Source organism: Paenibacillus sp. FSL R5-0810, assembly GCF_038002285.1.
In the GTDB taxonomy this organism is placed as follows: domain Bacteria; phylum Bacillota; class Bacilli; order Paenibacillales; family Paenibacillaceae; genus Paenibacillus_AQ; species Paenibacillus_AQ lactis.
Genome location: NZ_JBBOCF010000001.1, coordinates 2,978,086 through 2,995,304, shown reverse-complemented (window position 1 = coordinate 2,995,304; position 17,219 = coordinate 2,978,086). Strand labels below are relative to the sequence as shown.

Here is a 17,219-nt window from a genome sequence, read left to right as displayed (position 1 = left end):
TAAAAATTGGATTGTATGAGCAGGAGATGAGTACAAACGATGAGCATCGATAAATATCAGGAAACGTATATTCAACAAAACTTTGCCGATCGAATCGGCGGTGCTAACTACGGTAAAGACACAGCCATTTATAAATTCGAGAAGATCAAAAGAGCCAAAGCTGCCGCGAAGCTGGAGCATCCCGATACGGAGCTGATCGATATGGGCGTCGGCGAACCGGACGAGATGGCTGACGCGGGGATCGTAGCGAAGCTGGCCGAAGAAGCGGCTAAGCCGGAAAACCGCGGTTACGCCGATAACGGAATTGCCGAGTTCAAGGAAGCCGCTGTCCGCTATTTGAAAAACGTATTCGGTGTGGAAGGGATCGACCCGGCCACGGAGGTGCTGCATTCCATCGGCTCCAAGCCGGCGCTTGCCATGCTGCCGTCATGCTTTATCAATCCCGGCGACGTCACGATTATGACCGTTCCGGGATACCCTGTGCTCGGTACGCATACTAAATATTTGGGCGGCGAAGTATATAATGTAGAGCTGAAGAAGGAGAATGATTTCTTGCCGGACCTCAGCTCCATTCCGGAAGATATCGCACGCCGGGCGAAGCTGCTATATCTGAATTACCCGAATAATCCGACGGGGGCAAGCGCAACCTACGAATTTTTCGCCGAGGTCGTTGAGTGGGCCCGCAAATACGGCGTTGTCGTGGTGCATGACGCTCCATATGCTGCGCTGACCTTTGATGGCCTGAAGCCGCTCAGCTTCTTGTCGGTGCCGGGGGCGAAGGATGTCGGTGTGGAGCTGCATTCCTTGTCCAAATCCTATAACATGACCGGCTGGCGCATCGGATTTGTTGCCGGTAACCCGCTTGTCGTCAAAGCGTTTGGCGATGTAAAGGACAACAACGACTCCGGCCAGTTCATCGCGATTCAGAAGGCTGCCGCTTACGGCCTGGACAATCCGCAAATTACGGAGAAGATCGCAGAGAAGTATTCCCGCCGTCACGATATGCTGGTGGACATGCTGAACGAGCTTGGCTTTACGGCCGAGAAGCCGAAGGGCTCCTTCTTCCTATATGTTGAAGCCCCTAAAGGCATTAAAGGCGGACGCCGCTTTGAATCCGGCGAAGACTTCTCACAATACTTGATCCGCGAGAAGCTGATCTCGACGGTACCTTGGGATGATGCCGGCCATTTCGTACGGTTTTCCGTAACCTTTATCGCGAACGGGGAAGAGGAGGAACGGCGCGTCATCTCTGAAATCCGCAGAAGGCTCAGCGACGTCGAGTTTGAATTCTGATTGGTAAAATTTTGGGTTTGGTTCATGACTTTATTCGACATGATCGCAGTTGACAACTCTTATGGGGTCTGTCATAATGAGATCAATCGAATAGCACCTTTAAATCAGTCCCGTGAGGCTGGCAAGGTAACGTGAACCGAGGTTCATTTTTGTGGAGGCATAGCTCTGTCTGCGGACGGATGCTGCTGCTGCCTGCCTATCTCTGTGAGATCAACTCCTTGCCCAGCGGGCAAGGAGTTTTTTTTGTGGTGTATGAATCTGGTTAATTTCAACAGACTGGTTAAGGGCTAATCCAAGAAGTGAATAAGGAGGAAACAAGGATGAGCAGTGAACAGCATGTCATTATGGACGAGACGGCGATCCGCCGTGCGCTGACAAGAATTGCCCATGAAATATTGGAAAAGAACAAGGGGATTGAGGATTGCGTGCTGGTCGGTATCCGTACGCGCGGCGTTTTCCTGGCGCAGCGAATTGCTGAGCGGATGAACGACATTGAAGGCACCCCGATTCCTTGGGGGGAGATCGACGTTACCTCTTACCGGGATGACCGTGACAGCAAAGGAGCGGCTGCCGGCGCAGGCGAAGGGGCCAAGCAAAGTTTGGCGCATCTGGACATTCACGACAAGAAAGTGATTCTGTTTGACGATGTGCTGTACACCGGACGGACGATCCGGGCAGCGATGGACGCCTTGATGGATTGCGGCCGTCCGAGAATGATCCAGCTGGCGGTGCTGGCAGACCGCGGTCATCGCGAGCTGCCGATTAGACCGGATTATATCGGGAAGAATGTTCCGACCTCCAAGCAGGAGGAAATTACGGTGTCGCTGAGCGAAATCGACGGTAAGGACGAAGTGACCATCAGCCACAGAGAGGAACGATAATTATGACGACAACGGCCATTTCTTTGAAAGAACGCAGCCTGCTGGGATTAAAGGATATCAGCCGGGATGAGATCGCATCGATCCTGGACCGTGCAGCTTACTGGGAAGCGCAAACGGACAAAGTGATTCCGGTTCTCCAATCGAAATTTACAGTGAACATGTTCTTCGAAAACAGCACGAGAACGAGATTTTCCTTCGAAATGGCCGAGAAGCGTCTTGGGGCCGAGGTGATGAACTTCGCGGCGGCCGCTTCGAGCGTCGAGAAGGGAGAATCCATCTACGATACGGTACGCACGCTGGAGTCGATGGGCGTCGACGCGGGGGTGATCCGGCTGAAGCCTGCAGGCGTTCTGCAGGAGCTGGCCGAGCGGGTATCGATCCCGCTCGTCAATGCCGGCGACGGAAACAATGAGCATCCGACGCAGGCGCTGCTGGACCTGTATACGATGCGAAAGTGCTTCGGCGAGCTGAGAGGGCTGACCGTATCGATCATCGGCGACATCAAGCACAGCCGGGTGGCCCGCTCCGACCTATGGGCCCTGCAAAAATTCGGCGCGAGCGTACAGTTCTGCGCACCCGAGTCGATGCAGGCTCCGGAGCTCGCGCAATATGCGCCTTACGTTTCGATGGAAACGGCGCTGAAGGCCGACGTGGTCATGATGCTGCGGGTTCAGCTGGAGCGCCACAATGAAGGGCTGTTCAAGTCGAGCAGCGAATACCGGGAGCAATACGGGCTGACGGAAGAGCGGGCCGCGCAGCTGGCCGGCCATACCATTATCATGCACCCGGCACCGGTCAACCGGAATGTGGAGATCGACGATGCGGTGGTGGAAAGCCCGAGATCGATGATTTTCAAGCAGATGTCCAACGGGGTTCCGATCCGGATGGCGGTTATGGAACGGGCGATGAAAGGGTAATTGAAGCGGCATAAAACGGTAAGAAATGAAATCTGGATTAATAAATATACACAAATATGAATTTTTATTATACAATATACAAAGAAGCGAATCGAAGCTTCGCTTTCGGAGGGGAATCTTAAGATGCAGATGCAAGTCATTAAAAATGCAAATGTGATCAATGAGCAGGGGCAGCTGGAACTTAAACATATCGTAATTGCAGGCGGGTTGATTGAAGCGGTGGTCAGTGAACTGACGGATCTGCCGCAAGATTCCCGCGCACAAATCATCGATGCGGAGGGCAAGCTGGTCACGCCGGGATTCATCGATATGCATGTGCACTTAAGAGAGCCGGGCTATGAGCATAAGGAAACGATCGAAACCGGCAGCCGCTCGGCGGTTAAGGGCGGATTCACGACGATCGCCTGCATGCCGAATACAAGACCGGTAACCGATACGCCGGAGACGGTGAAGCTGATCCTCGATAAAGCGCGCGAAGCGAATCTGGCGAAGGTGCTGCCATACGCCGCCATCACGAAGAACGAGCTTGGACGCGAGCTGACGGATTTTGAAGCCTTGAAGGAAGCCGGGGCCATTGGATTTACGGATGACGGCGTCGGCGTTCAGAATGCGCAAATGATGAAGGATGCGATGAGAAAGGCCAAGGTGCTCGGCATGCCGGTCATCGCCCACTGCGAGGATGACTCGCTGGTGAAAGGCGCTTGCGTAACCGAAGGGAAGTTCGCTGAGCGCCACGGTTTGAAGGGAATCCCGAACGAATCGGAGGCGATTCACGTCGGGCGCGACATTTTGCTGACGGAAGCTACGGGCGTGCACTACCATGTGTGCCACGTGAGCACGGAGCAGTCGGTCAGACTGATCCGCCAGGCGAAAGCGATCGGCATTTCCGTAACGGCCGAGGTCTGCCCGCACCATCTGGTGCTGTCGGATGAAGATATTCCGGGCCTTGACGCGAACTGGAAAATGAATCCCCCGCTGCGCTCGCCGCGCGATGTAGAGGCTTGCATCGAAGGGCTTCTGGATGGAACGCTGGACATGATCGTAACCGATCATGCGCCGCACAGCGCCGAGGAGAAAGCGAAGGGGATGGAGCTGGCACCGTTCGGCATCGTCGGATTCGAAACAGCCTTCCCGCTGCTCTACACGAAGTTCGTCGCCACGGGGAAATGGGATCTGGCGCTCCTGGTACGCCGGATGACCAGCGACCCGGCTCGCGTGTTCGGACTGGACAGCGGCGTGCTGAAAGCCGGCGCCGCTGCGGACCTGACCATGATCGATCTGAATGCGGAGAAGGAAGTGAACCCTGACACGTTTGCGACGAAAGGCCGCAACACCCCGTTCACCGGATGGAAGCTGAAGGGCTGGCCGGTTATGACTTGGGTCGACGGCGAAGTGAAGTGGTCCGAACAAGGCGGGTTTTAGTAACACTTAGGCAATTGACCTATAAAATATATTACACATAGATGACAGGAGTGATCGGGATGCAGGCAAGATTGTTACTGGAGGATGGAACGCTGTTCGTCGGGAAGTCCTTCGGCGCGGATGCTGAGATGACCGGAGAGGTCGTATTCAATACAGGAATTACAGGATATCAGGAGGTGCTGAGCGATCCTTCGTACTGCGGACAGATCGTTACGATGACGTACCCACTGATCGGAAACTACGGCATAACGCGGGATGACTTTGAATCCATTCGGCCGTTCGTGCACGGATTCGTCGTTCGCCGACATGAGCCTGTTCCCAGCAACTGGCGTGCAGAGTACAGCGTCGATAATCTGTTGAAGGAATACGGCATCCCAGGGATCAGCGATATCGACACCCGGATGCTGACCCGGATTATCCGCCACCACGGTACGATGAAAGGGATTCTGACCACGTCTAGCAAATCGGTGGAAGAGCTGAAGGAAATGCTCGGACTCACCACGATCGATGAACTGCGGAATCAGGTAGCTAGAACATCCACGCCGCAAATGTTCTCGAGCCCGGGCTCCAAGGAGCGGATCGTCCTGGTCGACTTTGGGGCAAAAAGCGGGATCCTGCGCGAGCTGACCTCCCGCGGCTGCGATGTGATCGTGGTCCCTCATGACACGACCGCCGAGGAGATCCGCAGACTGCACCCGGACGGAATTCAGCTGTCCAACGGTCCTGGGGACCCGAAAGACGTTCCTTATGCCGTGAACATGGTGAAGGAGCTGCTCGGCGAATATCCGATCTTCGGCATCTGCCTGGGTCATCAGCTGTTCGCGCTGGCAGCCGGCGCCGATACCGAGAAGCTGAAGTTCGGGCATCGCGGCGGCAACCACCCGGTAAAAGATCTCGCCAGCGGTCGCTGCTACATCACATCGCAGAACCATGGCTACACGGTGAATGAAGAATCCGTCAAGAGCACGGAGCTCGAAGTGACTCACATCAACAATAACGACAAGACGATTGAAGGCTTGAAGCATAAGAAATTCCCGGCTTTCTCCGTACAATATCACCCGGAAGCTGCACCTGGCCCGCACGACAGCAGCTACTTATTCGATCAGTTTCTTGAGATGATTCGAGAGCACAAGCAGAATGAAGTCCGGAAACCGCGCCAGGCGATTCTGGCCGCAGCCGTGAAAGGAGCTCGCTAATATGCCAAAAAATGAATCCTTGAAAAAAATACTCGTCATCGGCTCCGGTCCGATCGTAATCGGTCAGGCCGCAGAATTCGACTATGCCGGCACACAAGCTTGCCAGGCGTTAAAGGAAGAGGGCATCGAGGTTGTGCTGATTAACAGCAACCCGGCCACGATCATGACGGATACCAACATGGCGGATAAAGTATACATCGAGCCGATCACGCTGGATTTTGTAACCCAAATCATCCGCCAGGAGCGTCCGGACGGCCTGCTGCCAACGCTGGGCGGCCAGACCGGCCTTAACATGGCGGTGGAGCTTGCACGCGCCGGTATTTTGGAACAGGAGAACGTGAAGCTGCTTGGAACGCAGCTGGAATCGATCGAGAAAGCGGAGGACCGCGACCTGTTCCGCGAGCTGATGCGCGAGCTGGAGCAGCCGGTGCCGGAAAGCATGATCGTCACGACGCTTGAAGAAGCGCTGGCATTTGCCGACGAGATCGGATACCCGGTCATCGTACGTCCGGCTTATACGCTTGGCGGCACGGGCGGCGGGATCTGCGCGAATGAGGAGGAGCTGCGGGAAACGGTGAGCTCCGGTCTTCGCTACAGCCCGATCAGCCAGTGCCTGATCGAGAAGAGCATCGCCGGCATGAAGGAAGTGGAGTATGAGGTTATGCGCGATGCGAACGATAACTGCATCGTCGTCTGCAACATGGAGAACTTCGACCCGGTCGGCGTTCATACGGGAGACAGCATCGTAGTTGCGCCGAGCCAGACGCTGTCAGACCGCGAGTATCAAATGCTCAGATCCGCTTCGCTTAAAATCATCCGCGCCTTGAACATTGAAGGCGGATGTAACGTACAGTTCGCGCTTGACCCGAACAGCTACCAATACTATGTCATCGAGGTTAATCCGCGGGTCAGCCGCTCCTCGGCGCTGGCTTCGAAAGCGACGGGCTATCCGATCGCGAAGATGGCGGCCAAAATTGCCATGGGTTATACGCTGGATGAGATCGTCAATCCGGTAACAGGACAAACCTATGCCTGCTTCGAGCCGACGCTTGACTACATCGTCAGCAAAATTCCGCGCTGGCCTTTCGATAAATTCACGCAAGCGAACCGGAAGCTTGGAACGCAGATGAAAGCAACGGGTGAGGTCATGGCGATCGGCCGTACCTTCGAGGAGTCGATTCATAAAGCGGTCCGCTCGCTTGAGATCGGCGTTCACCGCCTCTACCTGAAGGGTGCGGACGAGCTGAGCGACGATGTCCTGAAGCAGCGCCTCGTCAAGGCCGATGATGAACGTATATTCCTGATCGCGGAAGCGTTCCGCCGCGGCTACGGGCTGCAGGAAATTCAGGATCTGACCCATGTCGACTGGTGGTTCCTGGACAAAATCGAGCGCTTGATCAAATACGAAGACCATATCCGCCAGGAGGCTACGCTGACCTACGAAACCTTGTTTGAAGCGAAGCGTCTCGGCTTCACGGACCGCGCGATTGCAGAGCTTCGCGCCGAAGGCAAGGCGAGCACGCATACGACCGAGGAATCGATCCGCTTCCTGCGCCGTGAGCACGGACTGCGTCCGGTATACAAGATGGTTGACACCTGCGCAGCCGAGTTCGAAGCATCGACACCTTACTATTACTCGACGTACGAGACGGAGAACGAAGTGATCGAATCCTCCAAAGAGAAGGTAGTCGTTTTGGGCTCCGGCCCGATCCGTATCGGTCAAGGCATCGAGTTTGACTACTCCACGGTGCACGCCGTATGGGCGATCCAAAAGGCCGGTTACGAAGCCGTCATTATCAACAACAACCCGGAAACGGTATCCACGGACTTCAACACGTCCGACCGTCTCTACTTCGAGCCGCTCTTCTTCGAGGATGTCATGAATGTCATCGAGCAGGAGAAGCCGGTCGGCGTTATCGTGCAGTTCGGCGGACAAACGGCGATCAACCTGGCTGCTCCGCTCGCGAAAGCCGGCGTCAAAATTCTCGGCACAAGCCTCGAGAGCATCGATGAGGCCGAGGACCGCAAGAAATTCGAGGCGCTGCTGTCCAGACTGAACATTGCCCAGCCGAAAGGCAGCACGGTAACGTCGGTGGATGAAGCTGTAGGAACTGCCCAATCCCTTGGATATCCGGTTCTTGTTCGACCATCGTATGTACTAGGCGGACGCGCGATGGAGATCGTTTACTCCGACAGCGAGCTGCTGAGCTACATGGAGCAGGCCGTGAAGATCAATCCGGAGCATCCGGTTCTGATCGACCGCTACATGCTCGGCAAGGAAGTCGAAGTGGACGCGATCTGCGACGGCGACACGGTACTGATTCCGGGAATCATGGAGCATGTGGAGCGCGCAGGCGTTCACTCCGGCGACTCGATCGCGGTTTACCCGCCGCAATATTTGACGCAGGAACTGAAGGATAAGATTGCGGAAATTACGATCAAGATCGCGAAAGAATTGAATACCCGCGGATTGGTAAACATCCAGTTCGTTATCTATAAAAACGATGTGTACGTCATCGAAGTGAATCCGCGCTCTTCAAGAACGGTGCCTTTCCTGAGCAAGGTAACCGGCATCCCGATGGCTAACCTTGCAACCCAGGCTATCTTGGGCGGCAAGCTGAAGGATCTCGGCTACGAGGAAGGCATGTGGCCGGAGAGCGAGCATGTATCCGTTAAGGTACCGGTCTTCTCCTTCGCGAAGCTGCGCCGGGTTGAGCCTACGCTCGGTCCGGAAATGAAGTCGACCGGCGAGGTGATGGGCCGGGACGTGAAGTATGCCAAAGCGCTGTACAAGGGCTTGATCGGAGCCGGAATGAAGATTCCGTCCACCGGCGCGATCATCGCAACGATTGCAGACAAGGACAAAGCCGAAGCGGTAGATCTTCTGAAGGGCTTCCATAAGCTAGGTTACAAGATTGTGGCTACCGGAGGCACGGCAGCCGCACTGAAGGAAGCCGGACTTGATGTGACGACCATCAATAAGCTGTCCGAAGGCAATCCGAATATCCTTGACATGATCCGGACGGGCGAAGCGAACTTCGTCTTCAACACACTGACAAAGGGCAAGACGCCGGAACGTGACGGATTCCGGATCCGTCGGGAAGCCGTTGAGAACGGCGTAGTATGCATGACCTCGCTCGATACGGTTCGCGAGCTTCTGACGATGCTGGAGACGATCAACTTCTCCTCTGAAGCGATGCCGGTCTAAAGTCGGGAGGAGGAACTAGATGAACGCCAGCTATCAAGAAATGGCGGGCCGCCTGATGGTGGCCCTGGATTTTCCGGATGCCGCCCGCGCGATGGAACTGGTGCGCCGGTTGGAGGGAATTCCATGTTACATGAAGGTGGGCATGCAGCTCTTCTACGCTGCAGGTCCGGACTTCATAAGAGAGCTGAAGGCAGCAGGATACTCCGTGTTCCTGGATGTCAAGATGCATGATATTCCGAACACCGTTAAAGGCGGCTCGCACAGCGTTACCCGGCTTGGCGTGGATATGTTTAACGTCCATGCCGGCGGCGGGCTGGCGATGATGCAGGCGGCAATAGCCGGGGCGGAAGCCGCAGTGGCGGACACCCCGGGCCTTGCCATGCCTACGATCATCGCGGTAACGCAATTAACGAGCACGAGCCGGCAGGTGATGAACGAAGAGATCGGTATCGCAGGTCCGGTGGAAGACACCGTCGTCCGATACGCAGAGCTTGCCCGCCAAGCCGGACTTCACGGCGTTGTCGCTTCTTCGCTCGAAGTAGAGGCCATAGCCGCTGCCTGCGGGAAGGCGTTTAAGACCGTGATTCCGGGCATCCGGCCGGCAGGCTCGGATGTGGGCGATCAGAAGCGGGTGCTGACACCGGGAGAGGCGATCCGCAAGGGCAGCCACTATCTGGTTGTCGGCCGTCCGATTACGGCTGCTTCGGATCCGCGGCAAGCCGCCGAACAAATTATAGAGGAGATGATTCAAGCATGAGCACACTCGCGAATATTCCACAACAGATCGCATCCTATTTGCTGAAGATCGAGGCGGTATCGCTTCGTCCGCATCAGCCGTTCACATGGACATCGGGCATCAAATCCCCGATCTACTGCGACAACCGGCTGACGATGTCCTATCCAGAGATTCGCGAAACCATTGCTGAGTCATTCGCGGCGGTCATCCGGGAGCAGTATCCGGAGGCGGAAGCGATCGCGGGAACCGCAACGGCAGGCATTCCTCACGCTGCATGGGTATCCCAGAAGCTGAATCTCCCCATGTCCTATATTCGCGACAAAGCGAAAGGCCATGGCAAGGAGAATCTGATCGAAGGCCTGATCAAGCCCGGTCAAAAGATCGTTGTCATCGAAGACCTCATCTCCACCGGCGGCAGCTCGCTGAAAGCTGCGCAAGCGGTGAAAGATGCAGGCGCACAGCCGCTGGCTGTACTGGCTATCTTCAGCTATCAGCTGGATAAAGCGGTACAAGCCTTCGCCGAGGCAGACATTCCGATGCAGAGCTTATCGAACTACACGGCGCTGATCGATGTAGCGCTTAGCGAGAATCGGATTCAAAAGGAAGATGTGGAGCTGCTCAAGTCTTGGAGAGCGAATCCGTCGTCCTTCGGAGTATAAATGCAATCGTTAATGCCTTCAGGGGCTGTTCCGGGTCAGTAGACTTGGGGGCAGCCCTTTCTTTTGCTTTCACGATATTGAGCTCCTCTGTTTCAACGTTGCTCTACCCTTGTTGGAGTATTTTATAGCTAACGGAAATAGGCTATCATATTTAAAGAAGTATAAAATAATCGGAATTACTCGATGATTATTCGAAATAATTGTACTATAATTAAGTTATAAGTACATTTTTGGAGTTGGATATGGGGGTGGGGAGTCTGAACCTGTACGTTAAGGAAAGCGGCAACCAAGACGCTTCGCGGATGATGGTGTTCTTACATGGGGGCGGCGTAAGCGGGTGGATGTGGAACAAGCAGGTATCTTTTTTTAAGGACAGCTGGTGCTTGGTCCCTGATTTGCCCGGCCATGGCCGGAGCAGCGGAGATCATGTCTCTTTTTCCATAAAAGAAACCGCGGAACAGATCTGTGATCTCATTTCGGCAAAGGCGGACGGCAGAGAGGTTGTTGTTGTCGGCTTTTCATTAGGTGCGCAGATCCTTGTGGATATGATGTGCCAGAACCCTGAGCTTATCCATTATGCCGTCGTAAACAGCGCATTGCTGCGTCCGATGCCGGCAGCCCTTCGGATGATCGTACCGTCCGTCCGGCTCAGTTTCCCGTTGATGAGAAGAAGATGGTTTTCCAAGCTGCAGGCCGGTACGCTCTACGTTGGCGAGGATGATTTCGAGCAGTACTACGCCGAATCGCTTCAGATGAACCAGAAGCTGCTCGTTTCCGTGCTGACGGAGAATATGTCCTATTCGCTCTCGCCGCAGATCGCGGAGTCGAATGCGAGGCTGCTGGTTACCGTCGGGGAGAAGGAGCGGGGCATCATGAGAAAATCGGCGGAGGATCTGGTAGGGCACTCCGACCGTGCTGTCGGCGTCGTGTTTCCCGGCATCGGGCACGGCATACCGCTCGCCAATCCCGAGCTGTTTAACCATGTCGTTGACGGCTGGCTCGGCACGGGGGCCGTCTCTTCAGATGTAGACTCCATCCGGGCGAATCCGCGATAAGCACAGCCAGATGATATCTGGGTACCTAGAGGTCACTGAAGGCGTTAACTACGGGGAGTATTTTAAAGCGCATTACGAAAGAGGAGGACAAGCCACTTTATGAAGGCGAAGAAAGAAGCTGTGCTTGAAGCGGGGAAGCGGTTATTTTTAGAACAGGGGATCTTGCAGACGAGCATGGAGCAAATTGCCGAAGCCGTTCCGGTGTCCAAAATGACCCTCTATAACTATTACCACAGCAAAGAGGGGCTTCTGGATCAAGTCGTAGACCGGCTGATTGAGGAGATGATGACATTATACCGCGGCGTGATGGACCAGGCGGAGAATCCACTAGAGGCGTTGACAAGCTTGTATCAGGATCAGGAGGCATTCCGGAAGATTGCCTCGCAGAAGTTTGTGACCGACCTGGCCAAGTTTCCGGATCAAATGGAGAAGCTGAGGAAATTCAATGAGAAGCATGTTGTGCCGGAGTTTGAAATGCTGATCTTTAAAGGCCAGCAGCTGGGACAGATTCGGAAGGATATCTCGCCGCAGGTGCTTGTTGCTTTTCTGGCCTTCATTAAGGAGTTCTCCGCCCGTACGGAGTGGTACGCCGGTCTGGGCAGCTTGAACGCGATCAGCGAGCAGCTGATGACGATTCTGTATTACGGAATCATTCAGAGAGACGGGCCGCAAGAACATTGAACGAGCAAACATATTCCGGGTAGGTACTCTTCACGGGATGTTGTTTCGCGGCGTCTCGCGCTGGGCTCGTTAATCGACCGAGTGAAATGCTAGTTTCCTTGGAGGATTGTCCGAGATGGCGAAAATACGTGTAGGGCCTGAAATATTAAGCCGGCAAGGGGCGGAGACGGGAAGAAGATACCGTGACCGAAGGCTTGAAGAGGGGGGCGGAGAAGATCGGTTCAACGATGGCCGGCTGGTTCAAATAACTATGGGGAGTGGATGAGGAGATGAACATTTCAGAGGAGGAACGGTTTCATTTTCGGCTCATTCCGGCAGAGCAGATCCGTGGAGGCATCGTATGCTTTCTGTTCATTCTGCTTATTCCGGCTCTCGTAACGCTGGCGTCGCCGATAATGTCGCCTTACTTCTATGCGGCTTGTGCGATCTGGGCTGTGATGCTCATATGGGGAATCGGGATCGGGAGCAATCCTTACCGATCGGAGGTCGCGTTTGTGCTTTTCATGGGCGTATTCAGCCTGGCGCTGGCGTTTACCTGTCAAATTGCTGTTCTTAAAATGATGTACGATCTGGCCGGATTGACCGGCATCGGTTATGGCGCAAGTTCGCTTGGCGGTATGGTGCTGCTGTTCGGCGTGTTCTATACGCTGCACTTCAGGGCTCTACAGAAAGGTGCTTACCAATCGATGGAACGAAAGGGCGGAGTCGGCAAGGCGGGGAGAGTGGCTCTGCTGTGTGCGGGCATCGGCTATGCGGCTTACTATATCGCAGTCGCTGTCATCGGGGATATCGGCAGCTTTGTGATGGGGATGGCCGCCTTCACGGTGCTGCTGGTCCTTGGCATCTATATGGCGGTCGTCTTTATTCACCGCTATCTCTTTATCCGGCAGCATATGGATAAGCTGAAAGCCCACTACCCCGTTCTGGGAATGCCGAAAGAGCAGCGCACGGCGGCGCATTTGACGAAGATGAACGGCGGGAGCGGTCAGCAGCCGGCTCATCGTACACGCAAAAAAAGGAGGGGATCGAGATGAAGGAGCAATCGCTGCTTCCGAACGGCTCTATCGTCATTTTGAAGGAAGGCGAAGGCGGAGCCGATGAATTTGATAGCATGTTGCGTCCGTGGAACAGGAGCTGATGAGCATAGAAGCCTGGTTTTGCCGAGGCTGACGGTCAGCGATAGCGTAAACTAATGGAAAAGTCCTGAATTGCAGCCGTCATCCAATAATCGCGCAGTAAGGCATGTGCAGCGGTTGATGTGATGATGGTTTTGTCCATGCACTCGCTTTTGGCGGTAAAGCGGTTTTTTACAGGAATACTGGACATAATATACTTTGTCTAGATGATCTTGGGAAAAGGAGCAAGCGGAGATGAACTGGGTATATTATGGAAAGCTCTATACGAGCAAATTTCAGGCCGGCTGCTTTGCCAAACGGCTGGAGCAGGATGCATGGCTGTTCGGCTATAATGATCCCCGTATCGTTGAAGTGTATCGATCCAAAAAAGGCCGCTATGGGGTTCGCTTCCTCCCTTAATGAAAATTCCACCAAAACATACTTGACGAGCACCAGTGAAATAGTGTATATTTATTCTTGTCGCTGTTTATGACAGCATTGTCGCGGGGTGGAGCAGTCCGGTAGCTCGTCGGGCTCATAACCCGAAGGCCGCAGGTTCAAATCCTGCCCCCGCAACCAATTTATTTCATTCGATGTATGACGTCCTTATGAATACGTGTACATGATTACTCAGGGCCCTTAGCTCAGTTGGTTAGAGCGGTCGGCTCATAACCGATTGGTCACAGGTTCGAGTCCTGTAGGGCCCACTCACACAAAACCCTTGCGCAGCAAGGGTTTTTTTCTATTTACACAGATAACATTCATGGACTGACGTGTTGGCCTTTGCAGGATACAAGCAAGGAAGGCAATGGGCGAAAGGGATCGAGAAGACCTACTTTTTGAAGCCAAGATTTTATTCTGTATATGATGGGTTAGTTTGTATTTGAACAAATATTAAGTAATCCGTAAGCCAAAATACCGCATCCCACGATAAGATACAGCCAGCCGATCCTTCTAATCATTAGGATATATTCCGGGTCTGGCGACGTGTCCCCCTGCTTCAGCTTCCATGCTTTATACCTCGTGCTCCAGGCGGGGCGCCATATTCCCAACCAACCGCGAGCGATAAAAAAGATGGCAAACAGAATCATCGCGATAACAGACATGGTTCACCTCTCTATATAAAATGCAGCTTTAGCCTGCATAACGGCAATACAAAACCCAAGCGCATTTCTTATCTGAAATTATACCATGATCTGGAAGCCCCGCGGAGCTTTCGTGACAAGCGGGTCGTCTATGAATCGAAATCCTGCCGCCCGATGCAACGGTTGATCCCAATACTGCGTATAAACCATAAAGAAGCCTGAGGGAGGAGACTTTGATGGGCAATGAGTTTTATGTAGGCTGGGGCACGCTCGCCTTGATCAACGCCGGACTGGCCCAAGGGAAAAACCGAAGCGGCCTGAACTGGTTTCTTTTATCCTTATTCCTGGGACCTGTCGCAACTTTTCTTATTGTTATCATGGGTAAGGAATAACGGGTGTTTCATCCGCTCGCCGATACCCCCAAAAATTTGAAATTGTGGACAGCTTACGTTACATTTTAAAAGGGAAAATGGAAAATCATTCAATGAACGGGACGGGGGATCAAGCGTGTCAGAATGGCTGCTTAATCAATCGTGGGGGCTGCCGGTATTGGCGGCTTTCCTGGCGGTTGTGCTGGTGTTCGAGATAAGGAAGGCCATCAAGGCCTTTAAGGAGAAGAAACGATTTGAGCTCGGGATGGCGGTAGTGTTTGCGGTAGTCGCAGGCTTGGCCTTATTTGTTTTATTTTATTTCTAGGTTGTTCGGTTGTCCGATCAAGATCATATCGTTGCAAAAAAAAGCAAGCTGCCTGAGGATTTGTCCTCGGCAGCTTGCTTAGGTTTGATGTTATTTCGCTTCGGGTACCCCAAAGCTCCCGACAGGAAGCCTAGCCTGAGTCATCCGCGTTCCTGAACTGCGGTTTCTGTCGCCGTCCAGGCTCTTCCGGCTCTCATAGCAAGAATGAAGCATAGGATCAGGACAATCGATGCCGAAATATACGGATAATTGATATCAAGGTCGAATAAATAACCTGCGACCAGAGGCCCTGCAATATTGCCGAGACTGGTGTAGGCCGAGTTCAGACCGGCCACATAGCCTTGCTGGTCGCCGGCCAGCTTCGACATCTGCGTTCCGATGGCCGGACGCAAAATATCGATGGACAGGAATACAAGGAACGTCACCAGGAAAATGAGCCAGTACTTGTGCACAAACAGCGTGAGCAGGATGCAGATGCCGGCTGTAATCAGACTGATCGTAATAACTCTCTTCTCGCCGAACCGGTTCAGAATCCAGCCGAAGATGGTCGCCTGGACAACAGCCCCTGAGATCGATCCGAATGTAATGATCATGGCGATATCCGTCGGCGTGAAGCCGAACTTATGGTCGACGAACAATCCGAATACCGTTTCGTAGTTGGCAAGACCAAAAGACAGTACGAATACGATGATAAGACTCAGGAAATACGGCTCCCGGTAGGAACGCGCCAACTGGACCGCAAGGCTAGGCTGCTTTTGCCCAGGCGAGGCTTGTACCTGCTTCTGAGCGGCCGATTCCGGCAGCATCAGCAACGTGATCAAGGCGGCAACCGCGCCTGCAACGGCAGCGGCATAGAATGGTACGCGAATGCCGAATTCGGCGATAAAGCCGCCGATGCCGGGACCGATGATGAATCCGGTCGTAATGGCAGCGTTGATGAAGCCCATGCCTTTAGCCCGTTCTTCTTTCGATGTAACATCGGCCGTATAAGCCATAACGGCAGGCATAATCAGCGCTGCGCCAATCCCCCCCAGCATTCTCGAAGCAAACAGCAATACAGGCGAATTTGCGACCCCGAACAGCCATTCCGAAAGGGCGAACACGAGCATTCCGGCAATAATGATTCTTTTGCGGCCCATATTGTCGGACAGCCTTCCGGCGAGCGGAGAGAACAGCAGCTGTGTGAGTGAGAAGGCGGCAACGAGCATGCCTACCGTGCCTCCGCTGATATGCAGCTCCGACATGTAGGTCGGCATGATCGGGATGACAAGCCCGATGCCGGTAAAAACAAGAAAGATATTAAACATGAGGAGCAGAATGGCTCCATTATGACGTAGTAACAATGACATGATGACATTTCCTCCAAAAGTTGAAAATTCCAGTGTGCATAAAATGGTTCCTTTTTATATACTGACTGTTCGGTTTGTATGAATGTGTAACCGGGTGCCTGAAATAAACCGACTGTGCTTGTAAGAGACAGGGGAAGCAGCCCGCCTGTTTGACGGATCGCCGCAGCGGCAGAGCTATTTTTTGGCAATTCCGTGCAGAAATACATGCATGGCCGAGTGATATACCGGAAGCGCGTCGGACAGCTTGGTGATGCGGGTTAACTGGCACAAGCCGGCGAGCAGGCTTTCGAAAATGATGGACAGATGCTCGACATTATGTTTCTCGAACTCGCCCGACTCAATTCCCTGCAGCAGCAATTGTTGATTGAATTCCAGCCGCTTATTGAAAATATCGGAAATCTTCTGTTCAACGTCTTCGGTCGCAGCTTCATTATTCGTTATAAATTCATCGAGCGCCTTGGTGAAGGGATGGTTAAGGTCATCCTTCACCAGCTGCTCCGCCATGCGGAACAGTTTATCCATGGTGGTCGTGTACTGCTCTTCCGTGCTCATCCATTTCTGAAACCATTCCAAGTCCCATTCCTCTATAAGATGAAGAAAGAGGCCTTCCTTGCTCTTGAAATGATAATAGATATTTCCTTTGCTGCTTCCGGTCGCGTCAACAATATCCTCGATGGACGTGGATTTATATCCTTTTTGCATAAACAGGGCTTTTGCGGCTTCCGCAATCCGTCGCTTGGTATCTTCGCTTTGCTGCTGCTTTTTGTTCATTGGCGCCTCCCTGTATGAATTCAACGATTATTTTATTATACTGAACGTTCGTTCTGTATCTTATCACGAGGTACGGGGACATTCAAGAGAAAAGTGTGCGGCCAGCGTCCCGAATGTAAAAAACCGCCATCATGGATGGCAGCGTCACGGATTGC

17 protein-coding genes and 2 tRNA genes are annotated in these 17,219 nt (G+C 53.6%); 17 read left to right on the top strand and 2 right to left on the bottom strand.

Translation table 11 applies throughout. From position 1 onward, the window contains the following. Nucleotides 1–39 precede the first annotated feature (39 nt). From MKX76_RS13630 to MKX76_RS13550, 17 genes are all read left to right on the top strand, one after another. A complete protein-coding gene (locus tag MKX76_RS13630) occupies nucleotides 40–1,293 on the top strand; it encodes an LL-diaminopimelate aminotransferase (RefSeq protein ID WP_341033961.1) in 1,254 nt (417 codons plus the stop codon). 320 nt (nucleotides 1,294–1,613) lie between these two features. Continuing rightward, nucleotides 1,614–2,174 (top strand): bifunctional pyr operon transcriptional regulator/uracil phosphoribosyltransferase PyrR, encoded by a 561-nt coding sequence (gene pyrR, locus MKX76_RS13625; RefSeq protein ID WP_007129492.1) that lies wholly within the window; start codon nucleotides 1,614–1,616, stop codon nucleotides 2,172–2,174. A gap of 2 nt (nucleotides 2,175–2,176) precedes the next feature. Beyond that, nucleotides 2,177–3,091, top strand: coding sequence for an aspartate carbamoyltransferase catalytic subunit (locus MKX76_RS13620; RefSeq protein WP_341033960.1), 915 nt, complete (start codon nucleotides 2,177–2,179; stop codon nucleotides 3,089–3,091). 123 nt (nucleotides 3,092–3,214) lie between these two features. Beyond that, complete coding sequence (locus MKX76_RS13615; protein ID WP_341033959.1) at nucleotides 3,215–4,513, top strand: dihydroorotase; 1,299 nt, start codon at nucleotides 3,215–3,217, stop codon at nucleotides 4,511–4,513. Nucleotides 4,514–4,572: 59 nt separating this feature from the next. Further along, the gene (locus MKX76_RS13610) at nucleotides 4,573–5,709 is read left to right on the top strand and encodes a carbamoyl phosphate synthase small subunit (RefSeq protein WP_341033958.1); all 1,137 of its coding nucleotides are present in this window, start codon (nucleotides 4,573–4,575) and stop codon (nucleotides 5,707–5,709) included. A 1-nt stretch (nucleotide 5,710) separates the two neighbouring features. Next, a complete protein-coding gene (gene carB / locus MKX76_RS13605; protein WP_341033957.1) occupies nucleotides 5,711–8,917 on the top strand; it encodes a carbamoyl-phosphate synthase large subunit in 3,207 nt (1,068 codons plus the stop codon). Between the two features lie 19 nt (nucleotides 8,918–8,936). Beyond that, on the top strand, nucleotides 8,937–9,674 hold the full coding sequence (gene pyrF / locus MKX76_RS13600) for an orotidine-5'-phosphate decarboxylase (RefSeq protein ID WP_007129497.1): 738 nt from the start codon (nucleotides 8,937–8,939) through the stop codon (nucleotides 9,672–9,674). Further along, complete coding sequence (gene pyrE, locus MKX76_RS13595; RefSeq protein WP_007129498.1) at nucleotides 9,671–10,312, top strand: orotate phosphoribosyltransferase; 642 nt, start codon at nucleotides 9,671–9,673, stop codon at nucleotides 10,310–10,312. Before pyrF ends, pyrE begins: the two co-directional genes overlap by 4 nt. A gap of 242 nt (nucleotides 10,313–10,554) precedes the next feature. Beyond that, the gene (locus MKX76_RS13590; RefSeq protein ID WP_341033955.1) at nucleotides 10,555–11,367 is read left to right on the top strand and encodes an alpha/beta fold hydrolase; all 813 of its coding nucleotides are present in this window, start codon (nucleotides 10,555–10,557) and stop codon (nucleotides 11,365–11,367) included. Between the two features lie 99 nt (nucleotides 11,368–11,466). Beyond that, entirely contained in the window at nucleotides 11,467–12,048 is a 582-nt protein-coding gene (locus MKX76_RS13585; protein WP_028406168.1) for a TetR/AcrR family transcriptional regulator, read from the top strand. 115 nt (nucleotides 12,049–12,163) lie between these two features. Next, on the top strand, nucleotides 12,164–12,313 hold the full coding sequence (locus MKX76_RS13580; protein ID WP_210095545.1) for a hypothetical protein: 150 nt from the start codon (nucleotides 12,164–12,166) through the stop codon (nucleotides 12,311–12,313). A gap of 4 nt (nucleotides 12,314–12,317) precedes the next feature. Then, nucleotides 12,318–13,082: a hypothetical protein gene (locus MKX76_RS13575; RefSeq protein ID WP_210095544.1), complete on the top strand. Its 765-nt coding sequence runs from the start codon at nucleotides 12,318–12,320 to the stop codon at nucleotides 13,080–13,082. A gap of 336 nt (nucleotides 13,083–13,418) precedes the next feature. Further along, nucleotides 13,419–13,583, top strand: a complete 165-nt coding sequence (locus MKX76_RS13570) for a hypothetical protein (RefSeq protein WP_007129503.1) — start codon at nucleotides 13,419–13,421, stop codon at nucleotides 13,581–13,583. 82 nt (nucleotides 13,584–13,665) lie between these two features. Beyond that, nucleotides 13,666–13,742, top strand: a tRNA-Met gene (locus tag MKX76_RS13565). A gap of 54 nt (nucleotides 13,743–13,796) precedes the next feature. Then, nucleotides 13,797–13,870: transfer RNA gene (locus MKX76_RS13560), tRNA-Ile, on the top strand. 614 nt (nucleotides 13,871–14,484) lie between these two features. Then, nucleotides 14,485–14,640, top strand: coding sequence for a hypothetical protein (locus tag MKX76_RS13555; protein ID WP_007129505.1), 156 nt, complete (start codon nucleotides 14,485–14,487; stop codon nucleotides 14,638–14,640). Between the two features lie 115 nt (nucleotides 14,641–14,755). Further along, on the top strand, nucleotides 14,756–14,944 hold the full coding sequence (locus MKX76_RS13550; RefSeq protein WP_028406165.1) for a hypothetical protein: 189 nt from the start codon (nucleotides 14,756–14,758) through the stop codon (nucleotides 14,942–14,944). Between the two features lie 140 nt (nucleotides 14,945–15,084). On the opposite strand, the gene MKX76_RS13545 is transcribed toward MKX76_RS13550, so the two are convergent. Together MKX76_RS13545 and MKX76_RS13540 are read right to left on the bottom strand one after the other, a co-directional pair. After that, nucleotides 15,085–16,293 (bottom strand): MFS transporter, encoded by a 1,209-nt coding sequence (locus tag MKX76_RS13545; RefSeq protein ID WP_007129507.1) that lies wholly within the window; start codon nucleotides 16,291–16,293, stop codon nucleotides 15,085–15,087. 174 nt (nucleotides 16,294–16,467) lie between these two features. Then, nucleotides 16,468–17,064, bottom strand: coding sequence for a TetR/AcrR family transcriptional regulator (locus tag MKX76_RS13540; RefSeq protein WP_007129508.1), 597 nt, complete (start codon nucleotides 17,062–17,064; stop codon nucleotides 16,468–16,470). Nucleotides 17,065–17,219 lie beyond the last annotated feature (155 nt).

What these genes read in the sequence shown, in the direction of transcription:
- MKX76_RS13590 (WP_341033955.1), top strand. Translation starts at nt 10,555, where the DNA reads ATGGGGGTGGGGAGTCTGAACCTGTACGTTAAGGAAAGCGGCAACCAA.
- pyrE (WP_007129498.1), top strand. Translation starts at nt 9,671, where the DNA reads ATGAGCACACTCGCGAATATTCCACAACAGATCGCATCCTATTTGCTG.
- MKX76_RS13615 (WP_341033959.1), top strand. Translation starts at nt 3,215, where the DNA reads ATGCAGATGCAAGTCATTAAAAATGCAAATGTGATCAATGAGCAGGGG.
- MKX76_RS13630 (WP_341033961.1), top strand. Translation starts at nt 40, where the DNA reads ATGAGCATCGATAAATATCAGGAAACGTATATTCAACAAAACTTTGCC.
- MKX76_RS13540 (WP_007129508.1), bottom strand. Translation starts at nt 17,064, where the DNA reads ATGAACAAAAAGCAGCAGCAAAGCGAAGATACCAAGCGACGGATTGCG.
- MKX76_RS13580 (WP_210095545.1), top strand. Translation starts at nt 12,164, where the DNA reads ATGGCGAAAATACGTGTAGGGCCTGAAATATTAAGCCGGCAAGGGGCG.
- carB (WP_341033957.1), top strand. Translation starts at nt 5,711, where the DNA reads ATGCCAAAAAATGAATCCTTGAAAAAAATACTCGTCATCGGCTCCGGT.
- MKX76_RS13610 (WP_341033958.1), top strand. Translation starts at nt 4,573, where the DNA reads ATGCAGGCAAGATTGTTACTGGAGGATGGAACGCTGTTCGTCGGGAAG.
- pyrF (WP_007129497.1), top strand. Translation starts at nt 8,937, where the DNA reads ATGAACGCCAGCTATCAAGAAATGGCGGGCCGCCTGATGGTGGCCCTG.
- MKX76_RS13545 (WP_007129507.1), bottom strand. Translation starts at nt 16,293, where the DNA reads ATGTCATTGTTACTACGTCATAATGGAGCCATTCTGCTCCTCATGTTT.
- pyrR (WP_007129492.1), top strand. Translation starts at nt 1,614, where the DNA reads ATGAGCAGTGAACAGCATGTCATTATGGACGAGACGGCGATCCGCCGT.
- MKX76_RS13555 (WP_007129505.1), top strand. Translation starts at nt 14,485, where the DNA reads ATGGGCAATGAGTTTTATGTAGGCTGGGGCACGCTCGCCTTGATCAAC.
- MKX76_RS13620 (WP_341033960.1), top strand. Translation starts at nt 2,177, where the DNA reads ATGACGACAACGGCCATTTCTTTGAAAGAACGCAGCCTGCTGGGATTA.
- MKX76_RS13570 (WP_007129503.1), top strand. Translation starts at nt 13,419, where the DNA reads ATGAACTGGGTATATTATGGAAAGCTCTATACGAGCAAATTTCAGGCC.
- MKX76_RS13575 (WP_210095544.1), top strand. Translation starts at nt 12,318, where the DNA reads ATGAACATTTCAGAGGAGGAACGGTTTCATTTTCGGCTCATTCCGGCA.
- MKX76_RS13585 (WP_028406168.1), top strand. Translation starts at nt 11,467, where the DNA reads ATGAAGGCGAAGAAAGAAGCTGTGCTTGAAGCGGGGAAGCGGTTATTT.